General features: G+C 62.4%; 18 protein-coding genes. 4 read left to right on the forward strand and 14 right to left on the reverse strand.

What is annotated here, in order from left to right; all coding sequences use genetic code 11:
- Positions 1 to 10: 10 nt before the first annotated feature.
- The 11 genes from ureC to urtA all read right to left on the reverse strand — a co-directional run bounded on the left by ureC (position 11) and on the right by urtA (position 10,093).
- A complete protein-coding gene (gene ureC, locus VRB54_RS02630) occupies positions 11 to 1,711 on the reverse strand; it encodes an urease subunit alpha (RefSeq protein WP_338479416.1) in 1,701 nt (566 codons plus the stop codon).
- A gap of 112 nt (positions 1,712 to 1,823) precedes the next feature.
- Entirely contained in the window at positions 1,824 to 2,129 is a 306-nt protein-coding gene (locus VRB54_RS02635; RefSeq protein ID WP_338479417.1) for an urease subunit beta, read from the reverse strand.
- Entirely contained in the window at positions 2,126 to 2,659 is a 534-nt protein-coding gene (locus tag VRB54_RS02640; protein ID WP_338479418.1) for a GNAT family N-acetyltransferase, read from the reverse strand. The genes VRB54_RS02635 and VRB54_RS02640 overlap by 4 nt, the downstream gene beginning before the upstream one ends.
- On the reverse strand, positions 2,656 to 3,177 hold the full coding sequence (locus VRB54_RS02645) for an N-acetyltransferase family protein (RefSeq protein ID WP_338479419.1): 522 nt from the start codon (positions 3,175 to 3,177) through the stop codon (positions 2,656 to 2,658). Before VRB54_RS02645 ends, VRB54_RS02640 begins: the two co-directional genes overlap by 4 nt.
- Positions 3,178 to 3,187: 10 nt before the next feature.
- Positions 3,188 to 3,490, reverse strand: a complete 303-nt coding sequence (locus VRB54_RS02650) for an urease subunit gamma (protein ID WP_338479420.1) — start codon at positions 3,488 to 3,490, stop codon at positions 3,188 to 3,190.
- Positions 3,491 to 3,635: 145 nt separating this feature from the next.
- Positions 3,636 to 4,475 (reverse strand): urease accessory protein UreD, encoded by an 840-nt coding sequence (locus tag VRB54_RS02655; protein ID WP_338479421.1) that lies wholly within the window; start codon positions 4,473 to 4,475, stop codon positions 3,636 to 3,638.
- A 31-nt stretch (positions 4,476 to 4,506) separates the two neighbouring features.
- Positions 4,507 to 5,205 (reverse strand): urea ABC transporter ATP-binding subunit UrtE, encoded by a 699-nt coding sequence (gene urtE, locus VRB54_RS02660; RefSeq protein ID WP_057009713.1) that lies wholly within the window; start codon positions 5,203 to 5,205, stop codon positions 4,507 to 4,509.
- Between the two features lie 83 nt (positions 5,206 to 5,288).
- The gene (gene urtD / locus VRB54_RS02665) at positions 5,289 to 6,122 is read right to left on the reverse strand and encodes an urea ABC transporter ATP-binding protein UrtD (RefSeq protein WP_338479422.1); all 834 of its coding nucleotides are present in this window, start codon (positions 6,120 to 6,122) and stop codon (positions 5,289 to 5,291) included.
- Positions 6,119 to 7,186, reverse strand: a complete 1,068-nt coding sequence (gene urtC, locus VRB54_RS02670) for an urea ABC transporter permease subunit UrtC (protein ID WP_338479423.1) — start codon at positions 7,184 to 7,186, stop codon at positions 6,119 to 6,121. The genes urtD and urtC overlap by 4 nt, the downstream gene beginning before the upstream one ends.
- Positions 7,186 to 8,688, reverse strand: a complete 1,503-nt coding sequence (gene urtB / locus VRB54_RS02675) for an urea ABC transporter permease subunit UrtB (protein ID WP_338479424.1) — start codon at positions 8,686 to 8,688, stop codon at positions 7,186 to 7,188. Before urtB ends, urtC begins: the two co-directional genes overlap by 1 nt.
- A gap of 139 nt (positions 8,689 to 8,827) precedes the next feature.
- A complete protein-coding gene (urtA, locus tag VRB54_RS02680; RefSeq protein ID WP_338479425.1) occupies positions 8,828 to 10,093 on the reverse strand; it encodes an urea ABC transporter substrate-binding protein in 1,266 nt (421 codons plus the stop codon).
- A 277-nt stretch (positions 10,094 to 10,370) separates the two neighbouring features.
- On the opposite strand from urtA, the gene VRB54_RS02685 reads away from it, so the two are divergent.
- The 4 genes from VRB54_RS02685 (at position 10,371) to VRB54_RS02700 (ending at position 19,565) form a co-directional block, all read left to right on the forward strand.
- Positions 10,371 to 10,796, forward strand: coding sequence for a hypothetical protein (locus tag VRB54_RS02685; RefSeq protein WP_338479426.1), 426 nt, complete (start codon positions 10,371 to 10,373; stop codon positions 10,794 to 10,796).
- 130 nt (positions 10,797 to 10,926) lie between these two features.
- Positions 10,927 to 11,478 (forward strand): hypothetical protein, encoded by a 552-nt coding sequence (locus VRB54_RS02690; RefSeq protein WP_338479427.1) that lies wholly within the window; start codon positions 10,927 to 10,929, stop codon positions 11,476 to 11,478.
- Between the two features lie 38 nt (positions 11,479 to 11,516).
- Positions 11,517 to 14,861, forward strand: coding sequence for a hypothetical protein (locus VRB54_RS02695; protein ID WP_338479428.1), 3,345 nt, complete (start codon positions 11,517 to 11,519; stop codon positions 14,859 to 14,861).
- 93 nt (positions 14,862 to 14,954) lie between these two features.
- A complete protein-coding gene (locus VRB54_RS02700; RefSeq protein WP_338479429.1) occupies positions 14,955 to 19,565 on the forward strand; it encodes a DUF4329 domain-containing protein in 4,611 nt (1,536 codons plus the stop codon).
- A gap of 4 nt (positions 19,566 to 19,569) precedes the next feature.
- Here VRB54_RS02700 and VRB54_RS02705 read toward each other — a convergent pair whose 3' ends face one another.
- The 3 genes from VRB54_RS02705 to VRB54_RS02715 are packed head-to-tail and all read right to left on the reverse strand — an operon-like array spanning position 19,570 to position 22,309.
- Complete coding sequence (locus VRB54_RS02705; RefSeq protein ID WP_338479430.1) at positions 19,570 to 20,580, reverse strand: iron ABC transporter permease; 1,011 nt, start codon at positions 20,578 to 20,580, stop codon at positions 19,570 to 19,572.
- The gene (locus VRB54_RS02710) at positions 20,577 to 21,524 is read right to left on the reverse strand and encodes an ABC transporter substrate-binding protein (RefSeq protein WP_338479431.1); all 948 of its coding nucleotides are present in this window, start codon (positions 21,522 to 21,524) and stop codon (positions 20,577 to 20,579) included. Before VRB54_RS02710 ends, VRB54_RS02705 begins: the two co-directional genes overlap by 4 nt.
- Entirely contained in the window at positions 21,521 to 22,309 is a 789-nt protein-coding gene (locus VRB54_RS02715; RefSeq protein WP_057009705.1) for an ABC transporter ATP-binding protein, read from the reverse strand. Before VRB54_RS02715 ends, VRB54_RS02710 begins: the two co-directional genes overlap by 4 nt.

Below are 22,309 nucleotides of genomic sequence, written 5' to 3' on the forward strand. Positions count from 1 at the left end.
TGGGCCTTTATCAGAACAGGAAATACCGCTGCGCCATCGGCAGCACATCGGCCGGCTCGCACCACAGCAGCACGCCGTCCGCCTTGACCTGATAGGTCTGCGGGTCCACTTCGATATCCGGCAGGTAATCGTTGTGGATCAGGTCGGTTTTCTGCACATCGCGGCAGCCCTTCACCACGGCAATCTGCTTTTTCAAACCCAGGGCTTCGGGCAATCCGGCGTCCTGCGCGGCCTGGCTGATAAAGGTCAGGCTGGTGGCGTGCAGCGAGCTGCCGAAGCTGGCGAACATCGGACGGTAGTGCACCGGCTGCGGGGTTGGAATTGACGCGTTGGCGTCGCCCATCAGGCTTGAGGCAATCGCGCCGCCCTTGAGAATCAGGGTCGGCTTGATACCGAAAAATGCCGGACGCCACAGCACCAGATCGGCCCACTTGCCCACTTCAATCGAACCGACGATATGGCTCACCCCGTGGGTGATTGCCGGGTTGATGGTGTACTTGGCGATGTAGCGCTTGGCGCGGAAGTTGTCGTTGCCAGGGCAGTCGCCGGGCAGTGGGCCGCGCTGTTTTTTCATCTTGTCGGCGGTCTGCCAGGTGCGTGTGATCACCTCGCCGACCCGGCCCATGGCCTGGCTGTCGGAGCTGATCATCGAGAACGCGCCGAGGTCGTGCAGGATGTCTTCGGCGGCGATGGTCTCGCGGCGGATGCGGCTTTCGGCGAAGGCCACGTCTTCGGCAATGCTCGGGTCCAGGTGATGGCAGACCATCAGCATGTCGAGGTGTTCGTCGATGGTGTTGCGCGTAAAAGGTCGCGTCGGGTTGGTGGAGCTGGGCAGCACGTTGGGGAAACCGCAGGCCTTGATGATGTCCGGGGCATGGCCGCCACCGGCACCTTCGGTGTGGTAGGTGTGAATGGTGCGGCCCTTGAGCGCGGCCAGGGTGGTTTCGACGAAACCCGATTCGTTGAGGGTGTCGCTGTGGATCGCCACCTGCACATCGTACTGGTCGGCGACGCTCAGGCAGTTGTCGATGCTGGCCGGTGTGGTGCCCCAGTCTTCATGCAGCTTCAAACCGATGGCGCCGGCCTTGACCTGTTCGATCAACGGTTCGGGCAGGCTGGCGTTGCCCTTGCCGGTGAAGCCGATGTTCATCGGGAACGAATCGCTGGCCTGGAGCATGCGCGCCAGGTGCCAGGGGCCCGAGGTGCAAGTGGTGGCGTTGGTGCCGGTAGCCGGCCCGGTGCCGCCGCCGATCATGGTGGTGACGCCGCTGGTCAGCGCCTCTTCGATCTGCTGCGGGCAGATGAAATGCACGTGGCTGTCGATGCCGCCAGCGGTGAGGATCATGCCTTCGCCGGCGATCACTTCGGTGCTGGCGCCGATGGCCATGGTCACGCCGGGTTGAATGTCCGGGTTGCCGGCTTTGCCGATGGCGTGGATGCGGCCATTCTTGAGGCCCACATCGGCCTTGACGATGCCCCAATGGTCGATGATCAGCGCGTTGGTGATCAACGTGTCGACCACTTCGTGGGCAAGCAACTGGCTCTGGCCCTGGCCATCGCGGATCACCTTGCCACCGCCGAATTTGACCTCTTCGCCGTAGACGGTGAAGTCCTGTTCCACTTCGACGAACAGCTCGGTGTCGGCCAGGCGGACCTTGTCACCGACGGTGGGGCCGTACATGTCGGCGTAGGCTTGGCGGCTGATTTTCATGTGTGTGAACCCTGAAAAAATGTGTTGAATGTGAAGCCGCTATCGGGAGCAAGCCCCCTCCCACAGTTGAAATACGTTCCCCTGTGGGAGGGGGCTTGCTCCCGATGAGGCCCTAAAGATCACCCATGACCCGTCCGGCAAACCCGAACACCCGCCGCCCACCGCTCAAATCCACCAACTCGATGTCGCGACTCTGCCCCGGCTCAAAGCGCACCGCCGTGCCCGCCGGAATATTCAGGCGCATGCCGCGGCTTGCCGCACGGTCGAAGGTCAGCGCGTCGTTGGTCTCGAAAAAGTGATAGTGCGAGCCCACCTGAATCGGCCGGTCGCCGCTGTTGGCCACGCTCAGGGTGACGGTGCGGCGGCCGACATTGAGTTCGATCTCGCCAGGCTGGATCTGATATTCACCAGGAATCATGCAGGTTGCCCCAAGGTCTTGAAGTAGATGGCGGTTGGGCTGTAGCGCCCGTCCGGGCTTTGGCAGTAGTCCGGCAGCTCACCGATTTTGGTGTAGTGCAGCGACCGGTAAAAGGCTTCGGCGCCGGAGCCGGCCTCGGTGTCCAGGTACAGCAGACCGCGCTTGTGCTGGCGCGCGGCGAGTTCGAGGGTAGTCATCAATTGCTGGCCCAGGCCATGACGGCGCGCGCTGCTGTGTACCAGCAGCTTTTGCACTTCGGCGCGGTTGCGCCCGTTGGCTTTCTGGCACAGCGCCAATTGCACGCTGGCGATCACCTGCTCGTCACGCACCACTACCCATAGCAGCAGGCTCTGGTCTTCGATGCTGGCCTGTACGCCGGTCAGGTAGGCGCGGGCCTGGGCTTCATCGAAGTCGGCCATGAAGCCGACCGAGGCGCCATGCTGTACCGCGTCCAGTAACAGGTCGATCAGCCCCAGGCGGTAGTGGGCAAAACTTTCAGCATTGACTCGACGCAGTTGCGCAGTACTCATCGATGCCACTCCTTGGGCGGTTCGGCGCCCGGGTTCAAGGCCAGTTGCATGAAGGTCAGGTCCAGCCAGCGGCCGAACTTGATGCCCACTTGCGGCATCTGCCCGGTGGTGACGAACCCCAGGCGTTCGTGCAGGCGGATCGAGGCCAGGTTGCCGCTTTCGATGGCGGCCACCATCACGTACTTGCCGCAGGTGCGGGCACGTTCGATCAGGGCTTCCATCAACCGTGGGCCCAGGCCTTTGCCGCGCTGGTCGTTGCGCACGTACACCGAGTGTTCGACGCTGTAGCGAAAGCCTTCGAAGGGGCGCCAGTCGCCGAACGAGGCGTAGCCGGTGACCTCGTCGTTTTCGATGGACACCAGAATCGGGTAGCCCTGGGCCTGTCGCGCATTGAACCAGGCCTGGCGGTTGGCCAGATCCACCGGTTGCTCGTTCCAGATCGCCGTGGTGTTGAGCACCGCATCGTTGTAGATGGCGCAGATCGCCGGCAGGTCGCTTTCAATGGCGTCACGAATCATGGCCGGCTTCTCACGCGATGGGCTGGTGGACGGTGACCAGCTTGGTCCCGTCCGGGAAGGTGGCTTCCACCTGGATATCCGGAATCATCTCCGGGATGCCTTCCATCACCTGCTCGCGGCTGAGCAGGGTGGTGCCGTAGTGCATCAGGTCGGCGACGGTGCGGCCATCGCGCGCGCCTTCCATCAGCGCAGCGGAAATGTAGGCGATGGTTTCCGGGTAGTTGAGCTTCACCCCGCGTGCCAGGCGGCGCTCGGCAACCAGGTCGGCGGTGAAGATCAGCAGTTTGTCTTTTTCCCGTGGGGTCAGATCCATGGTTCAAGGTCCTTCAGACTACATTCATAAAAACACTGGAGATCCCCGTGGGAGGGGGCTTGCTCCCGATAGCTGAGTGTCAGGCAATGCCGCTGTCACTGACCCACCGCAATCGGGAGCAAGCCCCCTCCCACAGTGTTGATCTTCATGTGCTCCAGATTCTCGGTGCTACCGCTTCCCGTCCCAGCACCGCCGGGCGCAGCAAACGCCATAAATCAATCAACCAGGCCCGCGCCTGCAGCGCTTCACTGGCCAGGCAGCGGGCCACCAGCAGACCGGGCAGTTGGGTCAGGTCGCCGCGCACCGCATGGGGCAGGGCGCGGCAGGCTTCAAGTAATTCAGGATCGATGTCGCCGGTGAGCAGCAGGGTGGCGAACACCGGTTGCCCGTCCAGCCCAATCGGTGAGTCAAGCAACCCATCGTCGCCCACGATGCGCTGGCGTTCATGCCAGAGCAACTGGCCGTCACGGCGGATGTTCAGATGCGACTGAAAATGGCCCAGGTCAAAGCGCTCGCCGCTGGCCGGGCGACCGAGGGCGACCACGTCCCAGTAGAACAACCGTGCATCGCCCTGCAGCTCAATGCGTGTGGTCAACTCGGCCTGGGCGGCGCTGAACACGATGGTTTCCTGGGGCAGCCACTCCAGCGTGGCGCCAGCCTCCACGGTCAGTTCGAGCTGTTGATACGCCGGACCGCTGGCGCGGTACCACTTGGCGGCGCCGGGGCTGGTCAATTGTGCCCACGCCCCTTCGCCAACGTGCGCGCGGATATCCAGCCGATCGCCGCCGGCAATGCCGCCGGGCGGGTGCACGATGATGTGCTGGCACACCTCGGGGCCTTCGGTGTACAGGTGCTTTTGCACGCGCAGCGGGCCGATGTGCCGGCGCATCACCGGGCGCGTGGTATCGCCGAAACGCGCGTAGCCGAGGTCCAGCGCGGCGTGCCAGCTGGGAGTGAACAGGGCAGGGGAAACGGGCAGGTTCATGGTTTCTGGCTTAGTGTCGGGACGCCACAGGTTAGATGGTTACGAGGCCGCGTACACCCTCGCTCTGCATATTTTCGCCACGGCCCTGCTGCACGATTTCACCCCGCGACATCACCAGGTACTGGTCGGCCAATTCGGCGGCAAAGTCGTAGAACTGCTCCACCAGCAGGATCGCCATGTCGCCGCGAGCCGCGAGTTTCCTGATCACCGCGCCGATTTCCTTGATCACTGACGGCTGGATGCCTTCGGTCGGTTCATCGAGAATCAGCAGGCGCGGACGACTGGCCAGGGCGCGGCCGATTGCCAATTGCTGTTGCTGCCCACCGGACAGGTCGCCGCCGCGTCGATGTTTCATCTGCAGCAGCACCGGGAACAGCTCGTAGATGAACGCCGGTACTTCCTTGGCCTCGGCGCCAGGAAAACGCGACAACCCCATCAACAGGTTCTCCTCCACCGTCAATCGAGCGAAAATTTCCCGCCCCTGGGGCACGTAGGCAATGCCGGCGTGCACGCGCTGGTGCGGCTTGTAGCCGGTGATGGCTTTGCCTTCCCAGTTCACTGCGCCTTCCTTGGCCGGCAGCAGGCCCATCAGGCACTTGAGCAGGGTGGTCTTGCCCACGCCGTTGCGTCCTAGCAGGCAGGTGACTTCGCCGATCTTCACGTCAAACGAAAGCCCGCGCAGGATGTGGCTACCGCCGTAGTACTGGTGCAGCTTGTCGACTTGCAGCATGTTCAAATACTCCTCAAATCGTGCGGGTGCCTGGCTTCTGTGGCAAGCCTGCTCGCCACACAGGCGTGCGTACCACCCACTTTTCAGCGACCGAGGTAAACCTCGATCACCCGCTCGTTTTCCTGCACCTGTTCCAGCGACCCTTCGGCCAGTACGCTGCCCTGGTGCAACACGGTCACGTGATCGGCAATCGAACCGACGAAGCCCATGTCGTGCTCCACCACCATCAGCGAATGCTTGCCCGCCAGGCGCTTGAACAGCTCGGCGGTGAACTCGGTTTCGGCGTCGGTCATGCCTGCCACCGGTTCATCCAGCAGCAACAGTTGCGGGTCCTGCATCAGCAGCATGCCGATTTCCAGAAACTGTTTTTGCCCGTGAGACAGCAACCCGGCCGGGCGCTGCACCGAGGCGGTCAGGCGAATGGTCTCGAGCACTTCCTCGATGCGGTCCTTCTGCTCGCCACTCAGGCGCGCACGCAGGCTGGCCCATACGGACTTGTCGGTCTTCTGCGCCAGCTCCAGGTTTTCGAACACGCTGAGCGCTTCGAACACCGTGGGCTTCTGGAACTTGCGACCGATGCCGGCCTGGGCGATCTGCACTTCGCTCATGCTGGTCAGGTCCAGGGTTTCGCCGAACCAGGCCTTGCCGTGGCTGGGGCGGGTCTTGCCGGTGATCACGTCCATCAGCGTGGTCTTGCCTGCGCCGTTGGGGCCGATAATGCAGCGCAGTTCGCCGACGCCGATGTACAGGTTCAGATCGTTGAGCGCCTTGAAACCATCGAAACTGACGCTGATGTCTTCCAGGGTCAGGATAGTGCCGTGGCGCGTATTGAGGCCCTTGCCTGCGGCCTGGCCGATGCCGATGGCATCGCGGCCGCTGCCCGCATCGAAGATAGGTTCCAGCATGACGTTCCTCATTTTTTCAGCAGCCCGATCACGCCCTTGGGCAGGTACAGGGTGACGATGATGAACAGCGCCCCAAGAAAGAACAGCCAGTATTCCGGGAAGGCCACGGTGAACCAGCTCTTCATGCCATTGACCACGCCGGCGCCGAGCAGCGGCCCGATCAGCGTGCCGCGTCCGCCCAGCGCCACCCACACGGCGGCTTCGATCGAGTTGGTCGGCGACATTTCGCTGGGGTTGATAATGCCCACCTGCGGCACATACAAGGCTCCGGCCAGGCCGCACAACACCGCGCTCAGCACCCACACGAACAGCTTGAAACCGCGCGGGTCGTAGCCGCAGAACATCAGGCGGTTCTCGGCATCGCGCAGGGCGGTGAGCACCCGGCCGAACTTGCTTTGCGCCAGGCGCCAGCCGATGTACAGGCTGGCGATCAGCAGCAGCACGGTGGCGATGAACAGCGCCGCACGGGTGCCGGGCTCGGTGATGCCGAACCCGAGGATGCTGCGGAAATTGGTGAAGCCGTTATTGCCGCCAAAGCCGGTCTCGTTGCGAAAGAACAGCAGCATTCCAGCGAAGGTCAGCGCCTGGGTCATGATCGAGAAATACACGCCCTTGATCCGCGAGCGAAACGCGAAGAAGCCGAACACCAGAGCGAGCAATCCGGGAGCGAGCACCACCAGGCACAGGGCCCAGAGGAAGTGGTCGGTGCCGGCCCAGTACCAGGGCAATTCCGTCCACGACAAAAAGGTCATGAACGCCGGCAGCTCATCGCCGGACGCCTGGCGCATCAGGTACATGCCCATGGCATAACCGCCGAGGGCGAAGAACAGGCCGTGGCCGAGGGACAGCATGCCTGCGTAGCCCCACACCAGGTCCAGGGCGAGGGCGACAATCGCATAGCAAAGAATCTTGCCCATCAGCGTCAGCGTGTAGGCGGAAACATGAAGGGCGTTTTCCGGCGGCAACAATGACAGCAGCGGCAGGGCCAGCAGCACCGCGAGGATCAACGCGCCCACTGCAATCGTCACCTTGGGGCCGGCCTTTTGCGTGGCCGTGAGCATCAATGGCTGGTTCATCAGTCGATCACCCGTCCTTTCAGTGCGAAGAGTCCCTGCGGACGTTTCTGGATAAACAGAATGATCAGCGCGAGGATCAGGATCTTGCCGAGCACCGCGCCAATCTGCGGCTCCAGAATCTTGTTGGCGATGCCCAGCCCGAACGCGGCCATGACGCTACCGGCCAACTGACCGACGCCGCCCAGTACCACCACCAGGAACGAGTCGATGATGTAGCTCTGGCCCAGGTCCGGGCCGACGTTACCGATCTGGCTCAGCGCCACGCCGCCAAGGCCTGCGATGCCGGAGCCCAGACCAAAGGCGAGCATGTCCACACGCCCGGTGGGTACACCGCAGCAGGCGGCCATGTTGCGGTTCTGGGTGACGGCGCGCACGTTGAGGCCCAGGCGCGTCTTGTTCAGCAGCAGCCAGGTCAGCACCACCACGAACAGCGCAAACGCGATGATCACAATGCGGTTGTACGGCAGCACCAGGTTGGGCAGCACTTGAATGCCACCGGACAGCCACGCGGGGTTGGCCACTTCGACGTTCTGCGCACCGAACACCAGGCGCACCAGCTGGATCAGCATCAGGCTGATGCCCCAGGTGGCGAGCAGGGTTTCCAGTGGGCGGCCATACAGGTGACGAATCACCGTGCGCTCCAGTGCCATGCCGATGCAGGCAGTGACGAAGAACGCCACCGGCAGTGCGATCAGCGGGTAGAACTCGATGGCGCCGGGCACGTAGCGCTGCATCAACAGTTGCACCACATAGGTGGAGTAGGCGCCGAGCATCAGCATCTCGCCGTGGGCCATGTTGATCACGCCAAGCAGGCCGAAGGTGATCGCCAGCCCCAGCGCCGCCAGCAGCAGGATCGAGCCTAGGGACATGCCGCTGAACGCCTGGCCGAGGATCTCGCCAAACATCAGCTTGCGTTTGACCTGGGCCAGGCTGGTCTCGGCGGCGGTGTGCACGGCGGCATCGGTTTCCACACCGGGCGCCAGCAGCGCCTCAAGGCGGGTGCGGGCCAGCGGATCGCCGGTGCCACCGAGCAGGCGTACGGCGGCCAGGCGCACCAGCGGGTCGCTGTCGACCAGTTGCAGGTTGGCCAGGGCGAGGCTGAGGGCGGTGTGGACGTCCTCGTCGGTCTCGGCGGCGACCTGCTGATCGAGAAATTTGAGTTGCGCAGGCACGGCGCTTTTTTGCAGGGTGCGGGCGGCCGCCAGGCGCACTTTGGGATCGGCGGCAAGCAGTTGCTGGCTGGCCTGTACGTTATCGATCAGGCTGCGCAGGCGATTGTTCAGGCGTACGGTTTTGGTTTCGCCGTTGAGTGTGAGCTGGCCTTGTTGCAGGGCGTCCACCAGCTCGATGCGTGCCGGGTCAGGCTGGGCGGCCCAGTCCTGGAGCAGCTTGGCTTGTTGCATCGGGTTGGCGGCGAGGAAGTCTTCGGCGTCGCCTGCGTGTGCGGTGAGGGGCAGCCACAGCAGGGCGGCGAGGATGAAGCGGTAAAGGGCAGAGGGCATAAACAAATGTCCTGATCATGCGTGGACAGTGTGGGAGGGGGCTTGCCCCCGATAGCGGAGTGTCAGGTGAAACTTCTGTCACTGAACCACCGCCATCGGGGGCAAGCCCCCTCCCACATTTTTAACCTGTGGTGGGGTTTTAGTTGCTCTTCACCGCGTGATCCGGCTTCTTGTCATTGCCCGGAATGTAAGGGCTCCACGGCTGTGCACGGATCGGCTCTTCGGTCTGCCACACCACCTGGAACTGCCCGTCGGCCTGGATCTCGCCGATCATCACTGGCTTGTGCAGGTGGTGGTTGGTCTTGTCCATGGTCAGGGTGAAGCCGGACGGCGCAGCGAAGGTCTGGCCGGCCAGGGCTTCACGCACTTTGTCGACGTCGGTGGACTTGGCTTTCTCCGCCGCCTGCGCCCACATGTGGATGCCCACGTAGGTGGCTTCCATCGGGTCGTTGGTCACCGCTTTGTCGGCGCCCGGCAGGTTGTGTTTCTTGGCGTAGGCTTTCCAGTCGGCGACGAATTTCTGGTTCACCGGGTTCTCCACCGACTGGAAGTAGTTCCAGGCGGCGAGGTTGCCCACCAGCGGCTTGGTGTCGATGCCGCGCAGTTCCTCTTCGCCCACCGAGAACGCCACCACCGGCACGTCGGTGGCTTTCAGGCCCTGGTTGGCCAGCTCCTTGTAGAACGGCACGTTGGAGTCGCCATTGACGGTGGAGATCACGGCGGTTTTGCCGCCGGCGGAGAACTTCTTGATGTTGGCGACGATGGTCTGGTAATCGGCGTGGCCGAACGGGGTGTAGACCTCTTCGATGTCCTTGTCCGCCACGCCTTTGGAATGCAGGAACGAACGCAAAATCTTGTTGGTGGTGCGCGGGTAAACGTAGTCGGTGCCCAGCAGGAAGAAGCGCTTGGCACTGCCGCCTTCTTCGCTCATCAGGTATTCCACTGCCGGGATCGCCTGCTGGTTGGGCGCCGCACCGGTGTAGAACACGTTTGGCGACATCTCTTCACCTTCGTATTGCACCGGGTAGAACAGCAGGCCGTTGAGCTCTTCGAACACCGGCAATACCGATTTGCGCGACACCGAGGTCCAGCAACCGAACACCACAGCGACCTTGTCCTGGGTCAGCAACTGACGGCCCTTCTCGGCGAACAGCGGCCAGTTCGACGCCGGGTCCACGACCACCGGCTCAAGCATCTTGCCGTTCACACCACCCTTGGCGTTGATCTCGTCGATGGTCATCAGCGCCATGTCTTTAAGGGACGTCTCGGAGATCGCCATCGTGCCGGACAACGAATGCAGGATGCCGACCTTGATGGTCTCGGCGGCCTGTACGGTCCAGGTCAGGCCCATGGCGACAATGGAGGCGGACAGGGTGAAAGCCTTGATCAAGCTGCGACGCTTCATGGTGCGATCTCCGGAACTATTGGTGTTGTAAGGGCAGATGCAGGAGGCATTGCAAGGGGTGTGCCTAGTCGCAAAGGAGCACCTGCCGGTCGTTTCGCCAGGGGGGCTGGCGCGATGGCGCACCACAAGCGGGCAGATGCAATTGATGGTGCGCTGCGAAGCGCCAAAATGACGCGCATTAGCTATGTAGTGATTGTGTTGACGCTATTGGGCCGACAGTAACGAGCACTCTCCCTGCCATGGTGGCGTGGAGCATGTTTTTCGCAAGGAGCCCCAGATGAGCGAATTGGTTGACCCAAAAAAAGTGCCTGTATTACCCCCGTTGGGGCCGTCTTTCCTGGCGCTCGACGATGCCGCCCGTTGGGCCCATGAACAGATCGGCAACCGTCGGGACCGCGAATATGGCGGTGTGATACTCAAACAGGGGGATCGTTACTTCGCGACGACGCCGGTAGTGGGTTCCACGATGACTTACGATCACGGCGATATCCTCGCCCGGAATGCCAACCATCTGTTTGTCACGCCTGCAGGCTTTACCGGCGCGGCGTTCTATCACTCCCATCCGAAGCAGGCCGCACCTGGTTTCACTGCGCAGCAATTGAAACTGATCAACAGTTTTTTTCCCCACCGGACCAGATATTCAGCATCGTTCACCGTTACTTTGCCCCGGTCCATTATTTGTCCGGGCCAGATGGGTCGATGATCAAGTATGTCTCCAGCGGTTCGGCGCCAGAGCGTCAACTGCTGATGCAGTTGCTCGGCAAAGCGCCTCCTCCCCCCATGGGTATTTTGAAAGTCGAATACATCAATTGGCTGCGGTGGGGGAGTTGTGGGTGTTGGTGCCCAATGCTCCGTGGGGCAGTAAGCGTGGCCTTGTAACGCAGCACTGGCTGTTGGGCAAACCCGTGGAGCCCGAGCCAAGGCCGCAACCGTTCTTCACACCGCTCTTTGACAAGGCCAGCGATGCCATCGCCAGTGTATTGAGTGATCTGCCGCCCAACCTTGCGAATCGTCGCTGGGGCGTGGTGCTCAAGCATGTGGGCGAGAAGGCCTACGCTGCCAGCCTGCCAGTCGTTGAGGGCGCAGCGTTGCCACTGCCGGAGTCGCATTTTGCGCGTGACGCTCAAGGCGTTGCGCAATTGCCGCTGCGGTATCAGCTCGACGGGATTTACCTTTCATCGTCCACGCCCGAAAAACTTCCGGTGAAAGAGCCTCGGTTGTATCGCAACTTTTTTCTCCGGCAGAACTGGCTCAGGGCATCGCGCAGTCAAGACGCGGCGCTCCCCAGCCTGCTTCGCAGGGTGATTTCTCGATCTATCGGGCCACCCGTGACGGCGCTTTATTGCAGTACCGATGTTCGGGCAATGACCTTGAAACCCGCCTGATGGGGCCTGCAAAAAAGGGAAGCGCATTCAGGACCGGTTTGCAGGAGCCGATTCTTTCCGGGCGCCTGACGCCCTCTGAGTTTGTGTATCGGGTGGCGGACGCAGGTGAGCTGGAAGTGTTGCGCACCGGCGGTCTATGGGACGTGCCGGGCATCGTGGGCCCGCAATGGGTGCCTCATGCCTGGCGCCAGCGCACCCTGGGCCTGGCCTTCGCCACTGCCGACGATGCGGCGCGCCATGCCCATGAACAGGTAGGGGATCGGCGGGAACAGGATCATGCGGCGCTGATCCTGCAGCGCGAAGACGGGCGCTTTGTGGTGACGGATCCTTTGGTTGCCAAAGGTGCGCGTTTTGCCCTGGATACGGTCTATTCGTCGCAGGAGCACAGCGCACTACAGGGCTACAAGCTGCATGGACTGTTTGCTTCGCGGGGTCGCACGGCCAAGCCCCGGCAATGGAGTGGAGCGCAGGCTGAAGTTTTTACGCAAATGTTCAGCGATGACGATATTTACCGGCTGCTTACCCAACGCAAAACGGTGGACCTGGCCTATCTCAGCGGCTCGCGGAACAGTTTGCTGAGGTTCGTCTCGGATGGCCTGACGACAGGGGCGGAGCAGGAGTTGCTGGGCCAGGTCAGTCCTGGCGATGGCAGCAGCGCCGTTGCCCTCGAGTGGGCCCAGGGCACCCGTTTGCCCAGTGAGTTTGTGCAGACGCTGGCCTTCACCAGTCACTTGACCGTGCTGGTGGGAAGTGCGCTGTGGGGCGCACCGGTTGATCTGTCCGGGGACTGGGAGCCTTACGGTGCCGATCGATGGAGCGTTTTGCCTGCGGTGCCGATGACGGGCGCGATGTGCGCCAGTGCCCAGGAAGCCGTGCTGCAAGCCCATGGCCGGGTGGCGGACCGCTATGCGTCCGAGGTGGCGGGCATGGGGTTGCTGCTCAAACACCAGACTCTGGAACAGTACGTGGCGACACAGCGCGTGCCGGCCGACCAATTGAATCTATTGGCGCAACGCTGTGAAAACGCCTTGCCTTTGAGCAGTGCAGGGTTTGTGGTGGACAGTGTGTATTACTCCTCGCGCCGCGTTTCCGCTGGTGCTTCGGAGCAGGCGCGCTGGTTGCATCGGCATTTTCTGGCACCCGCGGAGCTGTTCGCCGCCCTTTACAAAAGCGCCGGTGAACGGCGGTTTGCCTTGACCCGTCCGGCGGTGGTGCACATCGCTTGCCTGGACGGCGCTGTACTGCACTACGCATACTCCGCCGGTTCGCGCCTGTTCCAGTTGGCGCCGGGTAGAGATAGCCCTGCCGTTCTTGAACACGATCTGATGCACGGGGCGCTGTCGGCCCGCGACTACGTGGTAAAAGTGGCCGGGCAGGGACAGCTCACGGTCAACCTCAGCAGCGAGTGCTGGGATGAAGACGGGCTGGTCGGCCCGCACTGGCAGCCGTTTGCGCATATCACCCCGCGCTATCTGAGCCCTGCGTTCGCCACGGCCGACGATGCCGTTCGCTACGTTCATCGAATACTGGGCAAACGACGGGACCAGGTCTACGGTGGACTGGTCTTGAAGGGGGTCGGTGGTGGGTATGTGGTGACCGAACCACTGGCGGTGCATGTGGAGGATTTTGATCCGCAGTGGGTCCGTTTGCATGCATTGGTGGAAACGGGGCAGTTTCTGGGTGGCAGCTCGATTGTCGCCTGCTACCACACGCGCGCGCCGTCGCGCGGGGGCTTGTCGGTATCAACCCAGGAGCAGGCGGTTTACGAGGGCATGTTCTCGACGCACTTTTTGCAGGCCGTGCTGGGCAATGAAGCCTGGCCACAGACGGCCAGCCCCAGAACCGATTACCTGCTGTGTCACGACGGCGCATTGCTGCGGTTCAGGGTCAATGGCACGGCACATCCGTCCATCCTCGCAGACGATGTGGAGCAGCGCCTGCGCAACGGCGTGCTGTTGCCCAGCGAGTGGGTGCGGCGGGTTGCCGCTGCGGGAGATCTTCAGGTGCTGGAGGGCAGCCCGCTATGGGGCGTGCCGCAAAAAGTCATGGCGGCCTGGACCCCTTATCCCGAGGAGCAAGACCCCTGGCTGTCGCCAGCCGTGCAGGCGGATTTGCCCATGAGCCCTTTGTTTGCGCAGATCAATGACGCGGTGCGCTACGCTCACCGACAAGCAGGGGAGCGCCAGTCTCGTGTGTTCGGCTGGGTGCTGAAGGTGCCCGGCAATTTGTATATGGTCAGTCAACCGACGCCGTTGTGGGGGCGACGCAGCATTGGCCTGGATCATCTGTTCGAGGGGGGAGTGCTGCCTGCGGGCTATTTCGTTATTGGTGTGTATCTGTGCACACAGGCGCCTGAGGCGCAGGCGTCGGCAGAAGAGGTGCGCAGCAGCTTTCTGCTTCCGCTGGATCTGCAACTCGGCCTGTCGGCCGCCATGCAGCCTGGTGCAGCCCATGGCACGGGCGTGTTGCTGTTCATCTCCTGTACCGACGGCGCGTTGCTCAAACTCGATCACTTTCGGCCCGACAACGACTTGCTGCACGGCGCCGATCGCTATGATGCCCGCGTGCGAAAGGGCGATGTCAGCACCGCCGATTACGTGCACAAGGTGGCCCGCACCGGAGCCCTTAAAGTGCTGGTGCCCAGTGAATTCTGGAGCGCCAGGGGCGTGGTCTCGCAGCAGTGGCAGCCCTTCCAGAGCGCAGGGTTGAGCCAGCAGCAGGACAATCGCCTTGACTTGGGACCGCTGTGCCTGCAACCCGATGATGCGGCCCGGCACGCCCAGCAATGGGTGAGAGATCAGCCGGATAAAGCCTGGCTGGGAGGCGTTCTGACCCATTCCCGGCTAGGGGCGGTCGCCATTGAACCATTGCTGGATACCCAGACGCCTTCGGTTGCCGAGCAACGGCTGTTCTGGACGTCCGGGCGCAATGCGACTGCGCCTGAACCGCTGCCGGTTCCGGAACTGCCCGAAGGGTTCGAGGTGACGGCAGCTCATCATTTCTACAAGAGCGATATGCCGGCTGAAGAGGGCCCGTTGCAAGCGAACTTTATCTCCTGGACCTATCTGTTCAATTACACCCGGCGTTTGCGGCGGTTTGGGCTGCCCGTGACGTGCTACTACTTATCGACCCGCGACGGAGCATTGCTCAAATACACGGTGGACAGTTCCGTTGGAAGTCATCAGAACGAGATGGTCGAGAGCTTCAGGCATCTGGGGACATACACCGCCGCTTATCTGCTGGATCAACTGATGACCGACAAGAGCCTGACGGTGGTACAAACCGGCAGCTTCTGGCAGCGACGCGGGCCGGTTGTTGCGCCAGCGAAGTCCTCGCCGGCGGCGAACACACCTGTGTTGCTCCGTGAAAGGGATGAGTTCTAGCGCCAGGTTGGCAGCGCGGTACCGTGCGGCATGAGCCGTACGGTGTCAGCGCAAGCAACTATGTAGCGCCCTCGGCGTTGGCGAAGGGGGAGGATGAAACGCTTATCCACATTGCGTTTCGAGGTTTATGTCATGGATGCACCCCTCTCCCGGGAAAAGCGCGCCACTCTCGGCACCCTGACCCCCGCTTTTCTCAGCGCCGATGATGCCGCGCGCTACGTGCACGAGCGTATTCCGCGCACCACCGAGCGCGAATACGGCAGCGTGATCCTGCAGCGGCTGTCCGATGATCTGTTTGTCGCCTCGCAACCGATTGCCGGCAGCGCCAGCTCATTTGACTTCACCCAACTGCTGGAACGCTCCGGACCCACCGCAGACTTGATTAACCCGGCCGGCTACCGGATCGTGGCCCACCTGCATTCCCACCCCGATCTTGTTCAGTCCACCAGTCAATTGAACCCGACGTGGTCGATGCCGCAGGTCAAGGCGTTTCTCAGTTTCTATTCCGAGCCGGATATCGTTTTCAACTTTACCGAGCGCGCGCAATTCAGGCTGGCCTATTTGTCTGGCCCGGACGGCGCGCTGCTCAAGTACCAGGTGCACGATGTCAAGGCTGCCGAAGGCCATGTGAATTGGTTGAAGGCACGGGGGCCCTTTACCTCCCCTGATGCGCCAGATGGAACCCTCGAAGGCTCGTTCAAGAAACTCGCCAGTGTGGGCAAGTTGATGTTCCTGGTCTCGAGCCCATCATGGGGCGGCTCCGTCGGCGAGGTGCCGAGTGATTGGCAGCCGCTTAGGCCGTTCGCCAGCGAACCGCTAACCTTGCCCTGTGGGCCGGTCTTTCCCTCGCAGGACCTGGCGCTGAACTACGCTCAACAGCGCATTCAGCGCCAGCCCGCGTCGCAACAGCAGGTGGTGATCCTGCAGCAGACGCTCTCGGAGCGCTACATCGCCAGCGAACCCGTCGCGCTTGAGCCGCTGTTCGATCCACTGCCGCCGTTACCTGCCGGCTGCTACGTACGCGGCTTCTACGTGCAGGCGCGACCGTTGCCGGCCAATTACCCCGAACTGGAAGACTGGCTGTATAAAAACTTCATCAGCCCGATACAGCTGGCCCGGCACATCGCCCACTACCGACATTTTGCCCGCAGCGTGCAATCAACCCTCGGTGCTTCGCTGTTCATCCGGCTACGTGATGAGGCGATTCTGTACTACCGCTTCTCTGGTTCGGCCGCCGAGTCGAAGCTGTTCGACACGGGCAGCGACGGCACGGTCAATGACAACGGGCACCAGGCCAAACTCAAGGCCGGCACCTTGTTGACCCGAGCGTTCGTGCGCCAGGTGGCGCAGGCAGGTGAACTGTCGGTGCAAAAAACCAGTGCACTGTGGGACCGCCTCGGTGTGGTCAAGGAAGCGTGGGAACCCTACGCCGACTTTTCGTTGCCGGGGCTCAGTCGCCGTTTTCTGACGGCCGACGATGCGGTTCGCTACGCTCACGCCAGTATCGGCGAGCGCCGGGACAAGATGTTCGGCGGGCTCGTTTTGCAACGCAGTGACGGTCGCTTTGTGGTCACAGAGCCTGTTGAGACCCCTGTGCGGGGATTGCTGCATGACGGCTGGTACCCGAAGGACCGGTTGGGGAAAATGATCATTGTGCATGCAGGCCATCGTTTGAAAGGGCGCTACGGTTCTTGCCCTGGGTTGTCGACGATGGACCCGGCCCACATTGCCCGGCTCAAATGGACACACCAGGAAGCCGAACTGCATGGGCAAATGTTCACCGACCAGGAGGTCGAGGCGATTGTTCAGTCCGGGTTGCCGGGGTATCTGTCAGGTACACAGGACAGCTTGATCAGCTTCCAGTTAGGCCCCGCCCCAGGCAATTGGCGGCAGCAGTGGCAAGCCGATGCATCTGGCGGGATAAGCCCCATCTCCAGGCAACTCGAAGACGGCAAGATCAAGCCAGCCGACGTGGTTCGCTCCCTTGCCGAGGGCGGCACGTTGCGGGTCATGACCGGCACGGCGCTGTGGGGGCCGGCCGGGAAAGTGGAAGTGGACTGGGGGCCTTTTGTACGCGTGCTGGAGTTTCAACGCCCGGTCGAGCTCAGTTACGGCGCGCTGTTCGAAACGGCGGATGCAGCCGCGCTGGATGTCTACCACCGTCGGCCTGAGCGGGAGCAGAATCGGCATGTCGATCAGTACTTCGCCTTTATTTTCAAGCACGAAGGAAAAGAGGAGTACCTCGCCAGCGAGCTCGTGGCGACCACGCGCAAGACACCGCTGCTGTCACTGGCGGACGTATCCGCAAACCCGGTGCCTGAAGGTTTTGGTTGCTGTGGTGTGTACTACGCCCAGCAATGGTCGGGTGAAGGCAAGACGAAATGGCTGGATCGTTTTTTCATCGCACCGCAGGATTTGAGTATCGCGATTACCCAGCTGCGTAGTGCCCAATCGCTGTCGACCAGCCAGCCTTCGTTGTATATCGCACCGCCCGAAGGTGTATTGCTGCGCTATCGCTCACCCTCTACCAGCGCCTTGTTTGAAGCGCAAAGCGAAAGCGATACGTTTCAGACGATCCAGGCCAAGCTGGATGTAGGTTCCCTCTCGCCACCGCAGTTTGTCCACATGGTGGCCGATGCGGGTGACCTGCAGGTCATCCGCTACAGTCATTGCTGGGACCGCCTGGGCAAGGTGACGGGGCAGTGGAAGCCCCACGCACATATCCAGCGTCGCCGGTTGGGCCCTGCGTTCCTGTCGATGGATGATGCTGCGCGGTATGTGCGTCGGCGGGTGCCGGTGACGGCGCGCGTTTGCTACGGTGGTCTGATCCTGCTACGCGATGATGGCTGGTTCTTGGCCACTGAACCGGTTGTGGTGCTCAATGAAGTGTTCGATATCAAGCAGATTTTTCCTGACGTATTGGCGGACCTGGGGCTTCATCCTGTCCGCACTTCTGTGGTGGCGCGCTATCACTCGAAACCTGCCACGCACATGCCGTTCCTGCTGACCGCCGAGCAGGCCGTGATCTACAGCGCCATGTTTTCCACGCGAGTACTGGCCCAGGCCATGGTCGCCGGAGACGATCGCATGCATCACTATGCATTGGGCGCGGACGGATCATTGATCAGCCTGTTGATAACCCCTCGCTCCAGGCTGATCACTCGTCATGACTTGGTTCTCTACCCGCACGGTCGCCATGATTGGCTGCACGGAGAGCTTGAGCGCAAGCTTCGCTCCGGCGAGTTGACGCCTTTGGGGTATGTGAAGCGAGTCGCCGGAACCTACCCATTGCGGGTGGTGGTGGGCAGCCGGATGTGGGGTGAGCCGGGCCAGGTATCGAACGGGTGGCGCCCGTTCGCTTCGGCCGTCGGTACCGACAAGGGCTACACCCTGGCTCAAACTGACCCGGCCTGCAGTGCGATCTGCGCCCAACCGGACGATGCCGCACTGTGTGTGCACCAGCAAGTGACGACGCGTGCCGAACTGAGTTTCGGTTACTTGCTCAAGTCCATTAAAAACGGCAACTACACCGCGACGTTGCCGGTGGCCGACAGGGGCGCCAGGTTTGCTCGTCGCCGGGTGTTCAGCGACGCCGGTTACCCCTACCGCCATGAAATGGCCGGGCTGTATTTTTGCGTGCCGCAGCGCGCTGACTTTCATCCGGCGGGGCCATCGGTAGCGGGCGACAGCCGGTACCTGGGGCTGTTCTCGCCCGAGGATTTGAAAAGCGCGATTGTGTTGGTGCACGCCACTGCGTCGCGCACGGCCCTGCCGGTTTATATCTCCTGTGCGGACGGTGCGTTGCTCAAGTTTGTGGTAGCGGATAGTCAGTTTATCAAGCCCAACGATCTGCTTTTTTTAAGGCTGAGGTTGTTGAGCCCGCGTGACTATATCCGCCGCATGGCGTCGGCCGGGGAATTGCGGGTGCTCCGTTCCAGCGCAAGTTGGCCAGGCCTTGGCGTGGTCGGCAACGACTGGCAACTGGGGCAAACACGAGCCGTTGCAGACCCGCTCGACAGCCGTTTGGTGCTGGGACCGATTCACGCCCACGCAGAAGATGCTGCGCACTATATCCATGGACGGGCGGGGACATTCAGCGGCGAACAATATCTGGGTGCTCAACTGGCGAGCCCGGACGGTCTTTGCTATTTGCCAGTGCTTGCGCAGACCGATGACGGTTTTCCTTCGGCGGTGGCCGAACGATTGTTTCCTCAGGCGCGCTTTGTGACCGGACCGAACCCCTCGCTTGCCCTCCCGCTGCCGCAGTTGCCTCACGGTTACCAGTTCAATGCTGCTCACCTGGTGTTTCATGCGGGGCTCGACCAGCCGGAAGCGGTCGGTGAAAGTGAGTACAGACAGTATTTCGTCTCCTGGCGTGAGCTGGGGTTCTACCTTCATGAGTTGAAACGCAAGGGGCTGCCTGTAAACCGGGTCTATCTGTCGCTGCGCGATGGAGCGTTATTGAGCTACATGGCACGGTTCAGCAACGACGAGGCCACGCTATTCGACACTACCGCCAAGTGGTCGAAAGACGAGGGGTACTCAGCCAGTGCGCCTGCCCCTTCCCGGGTCGTCTTCGAGCTGACAGGCATTGGCGAGTTACGCGTGATTCACCCGGGAAGCTTCTGGAAGTTGCGGGGCAAGGTGGAGCAGGATTTCAAGGACGTGAATGGCAGTTTCGTGCCGGACAGGGACGAGCTGTGAGCCGTTAGCGCTTGCGCATCAACCCGATAAAAAACAACCCGCCAATCGCCGCCGTGGCCACGCCGATCGGTAGATCCTCGGGGGCGATCAGGGTGCGCGCGGCCACATCCACCCACACCAGGAACAGGCTGCCCAGCAGCGCGCACACCGGCAGCAGACGACGATGCTCGGCGCCGACCAGACGCCGCGCGATATGCGGCACCATCAGCCCGACAAAGCCGATGGAGCCGCTAATGGCCACCAGTACGCCAGTCATCAGCGAGGCCACCAGAAACACCTTCAGGCGTACCGTGCGCGCGTTGAGCCCGAGGGTCACGGCGGTCTGTTCGCCGGCCATCAGCGCGTTCAGCGGCCGGGCCATGCCCAGCAGGATCAGCAGGCCCAGCAGCACCGTGGCGGCGGGAATCGCGAGCAACTCCCAGCGTGCCAGGCCAAGGCCGCCGAGCATCCAGAACATCACCGCCGACGCTGCACGATGGTCGCCCATGAACAGCAGCAGGTTGGCGGCGGCCATCATCACAAAGGACACCGCCACGCCGCACAGCAACAGGCGATCACTCTCCAGCCGGCCATTGCGACTGGCCACCGCCAGCACCACCAGCATGCTCGCCAGCGCGCCGATGAATGCAGCGATGGGCAGGGTCAGCAAACCGATGATTTCACCCACATGCAGCACCACGATCACAGCGCCCAGGGTGGCGCCGGACGTGACGCCGAGCAGGTGCGGGTCGGCCAAGGGGTTGCGCGTGACCGCCTGCAGCACCGCGCCGATCAGCGCCAGCCCCGCACCCACCAACGCCCCGAGCAGCATGCGCGGCACGCGGATCAGCCAGACAATATGCTCCTGCCCGGCCGGCCAGTTCACCTCGCCGAATCCAAAGGCCTTGTGCAGCAGGATGCGCCACACCACGTCCACCGGCACTCGCGCCGGGCCGAAGCCCAGGGAGATTACGCAGGACACCAGCAACAGCGCACCGAGGGCGGCGAGCAACAGGGCGTAGCGACGGCTGATCATTCGCCGTGGAACCCCTTGGCCAGGGTTTCCACCGCCTGCACGTTGTCGATGCCCGGCGTGGCCTGCACGTAAGGGATTACGATAAAGCGCTGGTTTTTGATCGCGTCCACCCCTTGCAGCGCGGGGTTATTGAGCAGGAATTGCTCCTTCTGGTCGGCAGTGATTTCGCTGTAGTCGACGATCACGATCACCTGCGGGTTGCGCTCTACCACGGTTTCCCAGTTGACGCGGGTCCAGCTGGCGTCGATGTCGTCGAGGATATTGCGCCCGCCAGCGGCGGCGATCAGCGCGTGCGGCATGCCCAGGCGCCCGGAGGTCATGGCGCGGTCTTCGCCGCTGTCGTAAAGAAACACACGGGGTTTGTCGGCCGGCAGGTCTTTTTGCACCTCGGCCACTTGCGCCTGCATCTGCGCGATCAGTGCGTTGGCGCGGTCCTGCACGTCGAAGATCCTGCCCAGATTGCGCAGGTCGTTGTAGGTGTCGTCCAGGGTTGCCGCCTTGCGCTTCATCACGAACGCGCAGGACTCGGTCAGCTCATACACGTTGATGCCCAAGGGTTGCAGGGTGGCGGGCGTGAGGTCGCCGCCTACGCGCATGCCGTAGTCCCAGCCAGCGAAGAAGAAATCCACGTTGGCGTTGAGCAGGGTTTCCACCGACGGGTACTTGCTCGCCAGTTCCGGCAGGCCGTCGAGGATCGCGGCCATCTCGGGCGTCACCGACTTCCAGCCAGTGACGCCGCTGTAGCCGGCCATCCGCGACTTCAAGCCCAGGGCGAGCATCATCTGGGTCATGTTGATGTCATGGCTGACCGCATGTTGCGGCGCTTCCTGGAAGGTCACGTTGCGGTTGCAGCTCTTGATGGTCACCGGGTAATGGGTGGCCTCGGCGAACGCCTGGGCGGTGCCGAGCAGCAGGGCGAGAGACAGCAGTGAGCGCAGGATCATGGTTGAGTTATCCAGGTGATTCGGGGGTAGCCGGACAAGGGGTGAGTGTCGATCAGTGCCTGCACGCCAAACACGTCGTGCAGCAGTTCGGCGGTGAGGACTTCATGGGGTGTGCCGCTGGCGATGATGCGGCCGTGGTCGATCACGTACAGGCGATCACAGAACGCGGCGGCCAGGTTCAGGTCGTGGATGCTGGCCAGGGTGCCGATGTGCAGGCGCTTGACCAGGCGCAGCAGCTCCAGTTGGTAACGCGGGTCGAGGTGGTTGGTCGGCTCGTCGAGGATCAGCAGGTGCGGCTCCTGGGCCAGGGCGCGGGCGAGGATCACACGCTGCTTTTCGCCGCCTGAGAGGGTGGCGAAAGCGTGGTCTTCGAAACCTTGCATGCCAACTGATTCGAGCATGCTGCACACCAACTGCCGGTCGTGCACGGTGTCGCCGTCGAACAGGCCCTTGTGGGGCGTGCGGCCCATGGCGACCACTTCATCCACGCGCAGGCCGAAGGCATCGGGGAACTCCTGCAGCACCACGGCGATGCGTTGCGCGCACCACTTGGCGCTTTGCTTCCACACGTTCTGGTGCTGCAGCAGCACGTCGCCCTGGTCCGGTTTGCTGAAACGGTAGGCGCAGCGCAGCAGGCTGGTCTTGCCGCTGCCGTTGGGGCCTATCAGCCCCACGAACTCACCGGCGGCGACGTGCAGGCTGGCGTCACACAGGTGGAACTGGTGATGACAGCTGCCGTGGTCCCGTGGGGTCCAGGTGAGGTGAGTGAGGCTCAGTGCGGTCAT

The sequence above is a fragment of the Pseudomonas trivialis genome (assembly GCF_036864995.1).
Classification (GTDB): Bacteria; Pseudomonadota; Gammaproteobacteria; order Pseudomonadales; family Pseudomonadaceae; genus Aquipseudomonas; species Aquipseudomonas trivialis.

Coding starts and splice junctions, on each gene's coding strand:
- ureC (WP_338479416.1), bottom strand. CDS start 1,711: ATGAAAATCAGCCGCCAAGCCTACGCCGACATGTACGGCCCCACCGTC.
- VRB54_RS02635 (WP_338479417.1), bottom strand. CDS start 2,129: ATGATTCCTGGTGAATATCAGATCCAGCCTGGCGAGATCGAACTCAAT.
- VRB54_RS02640 (WP_338479418.1), bottom strand. CDS start 2,659: ATGAGTACTGCGCAACTGCGTCGAGTCAATGCTGAAAGTTTTGCCCAC.
- VRB54_RS02645 (WP_338479419.1), bottom strand. CDS start 3,177: ATGATTCGTGACGCCATTGAAAGCGACCTGCCGGCGATCTGCGCCATC.
- VRB54_RS02650 (WP_338479420.1), bottom strand. CDS start 3,490: ATGGATCTGACCCCACGGGAAAAAGACAAACTGCTGATCTTCACCGCC.
- VRB54_RS02655 (WP_338479421.1), bottom strand. CDS start 4,475: ATGAACCTGCCCGTTTCCCCTGCCCTGTTCACTCCCAGCTGGCACGCC.
- urtE (WP_057009713.1), bottom strand. CDS start 5,205: ATGCTGCAAGTCGACAAGCTGCACCAGTACTACGGCGGTAGCCACATC.
- urtD (WP_338479422.1), bottom strand. CDS start 6,122: ATGAGGAACGTCATGCTGGAACCTATCTTCGATGCGGGCAGCGGCCGC.
- urtC (WP_338479423.1), bottom strand. CDS start 7,186: ATGAACCAGCCATTGATGCTCACGGCCACGCAAAAGGCCGGCCCCAAG.
- urtB (WP_338479424.1), bottom strand. CDS start 8,688: ATGCCCTCTGCCCTTTACCGCTTCATCCTCGCCGCCCTGCTGTGGCTG.
- urtA (WP_338479425.1), bottom strand. CDS start 10,093: ATGAAGCGTCGCAGCTTGATCAAGGCTTTCACCCTGTCCGCCTCCATT.
- VRB54_RS02685 (WP_338479426.1), top strand. CDS start 10,371: ATGAGCGAATTGGTTGACCCAAAAAAAGTGCCTGTATTACCCCCGTTG.
- VRB54_RS02700 (WP_338479429.1), top strand. CDS start 14,955: ATGAAACGCTTATCCACATTGCGTTTCGAGGTTTATGTCATGGATGCA.
- VRB54_RS02705 (WP_338479430.1), bottom strand. CDS start 20,580: ATGATCAGCCGTCGCTACGCCCTGTTGCTCGCCGCCCTCGGTGCGCTG.
- VRB54_RS02710 (WP_338479431.1), bottom strand. CDS start 21,524: ATGATCCTGCGCTCACTGCTGTCTCTCGCCCTGCTGCTCGGCACCGCC.
- VRB54_RS02715 (WP_057009705.1), bottom strand. CDS start 22,309: ATGACCGCACTGAGCCTCACTCACCTCACCTGGACCCCACGGGACCAC.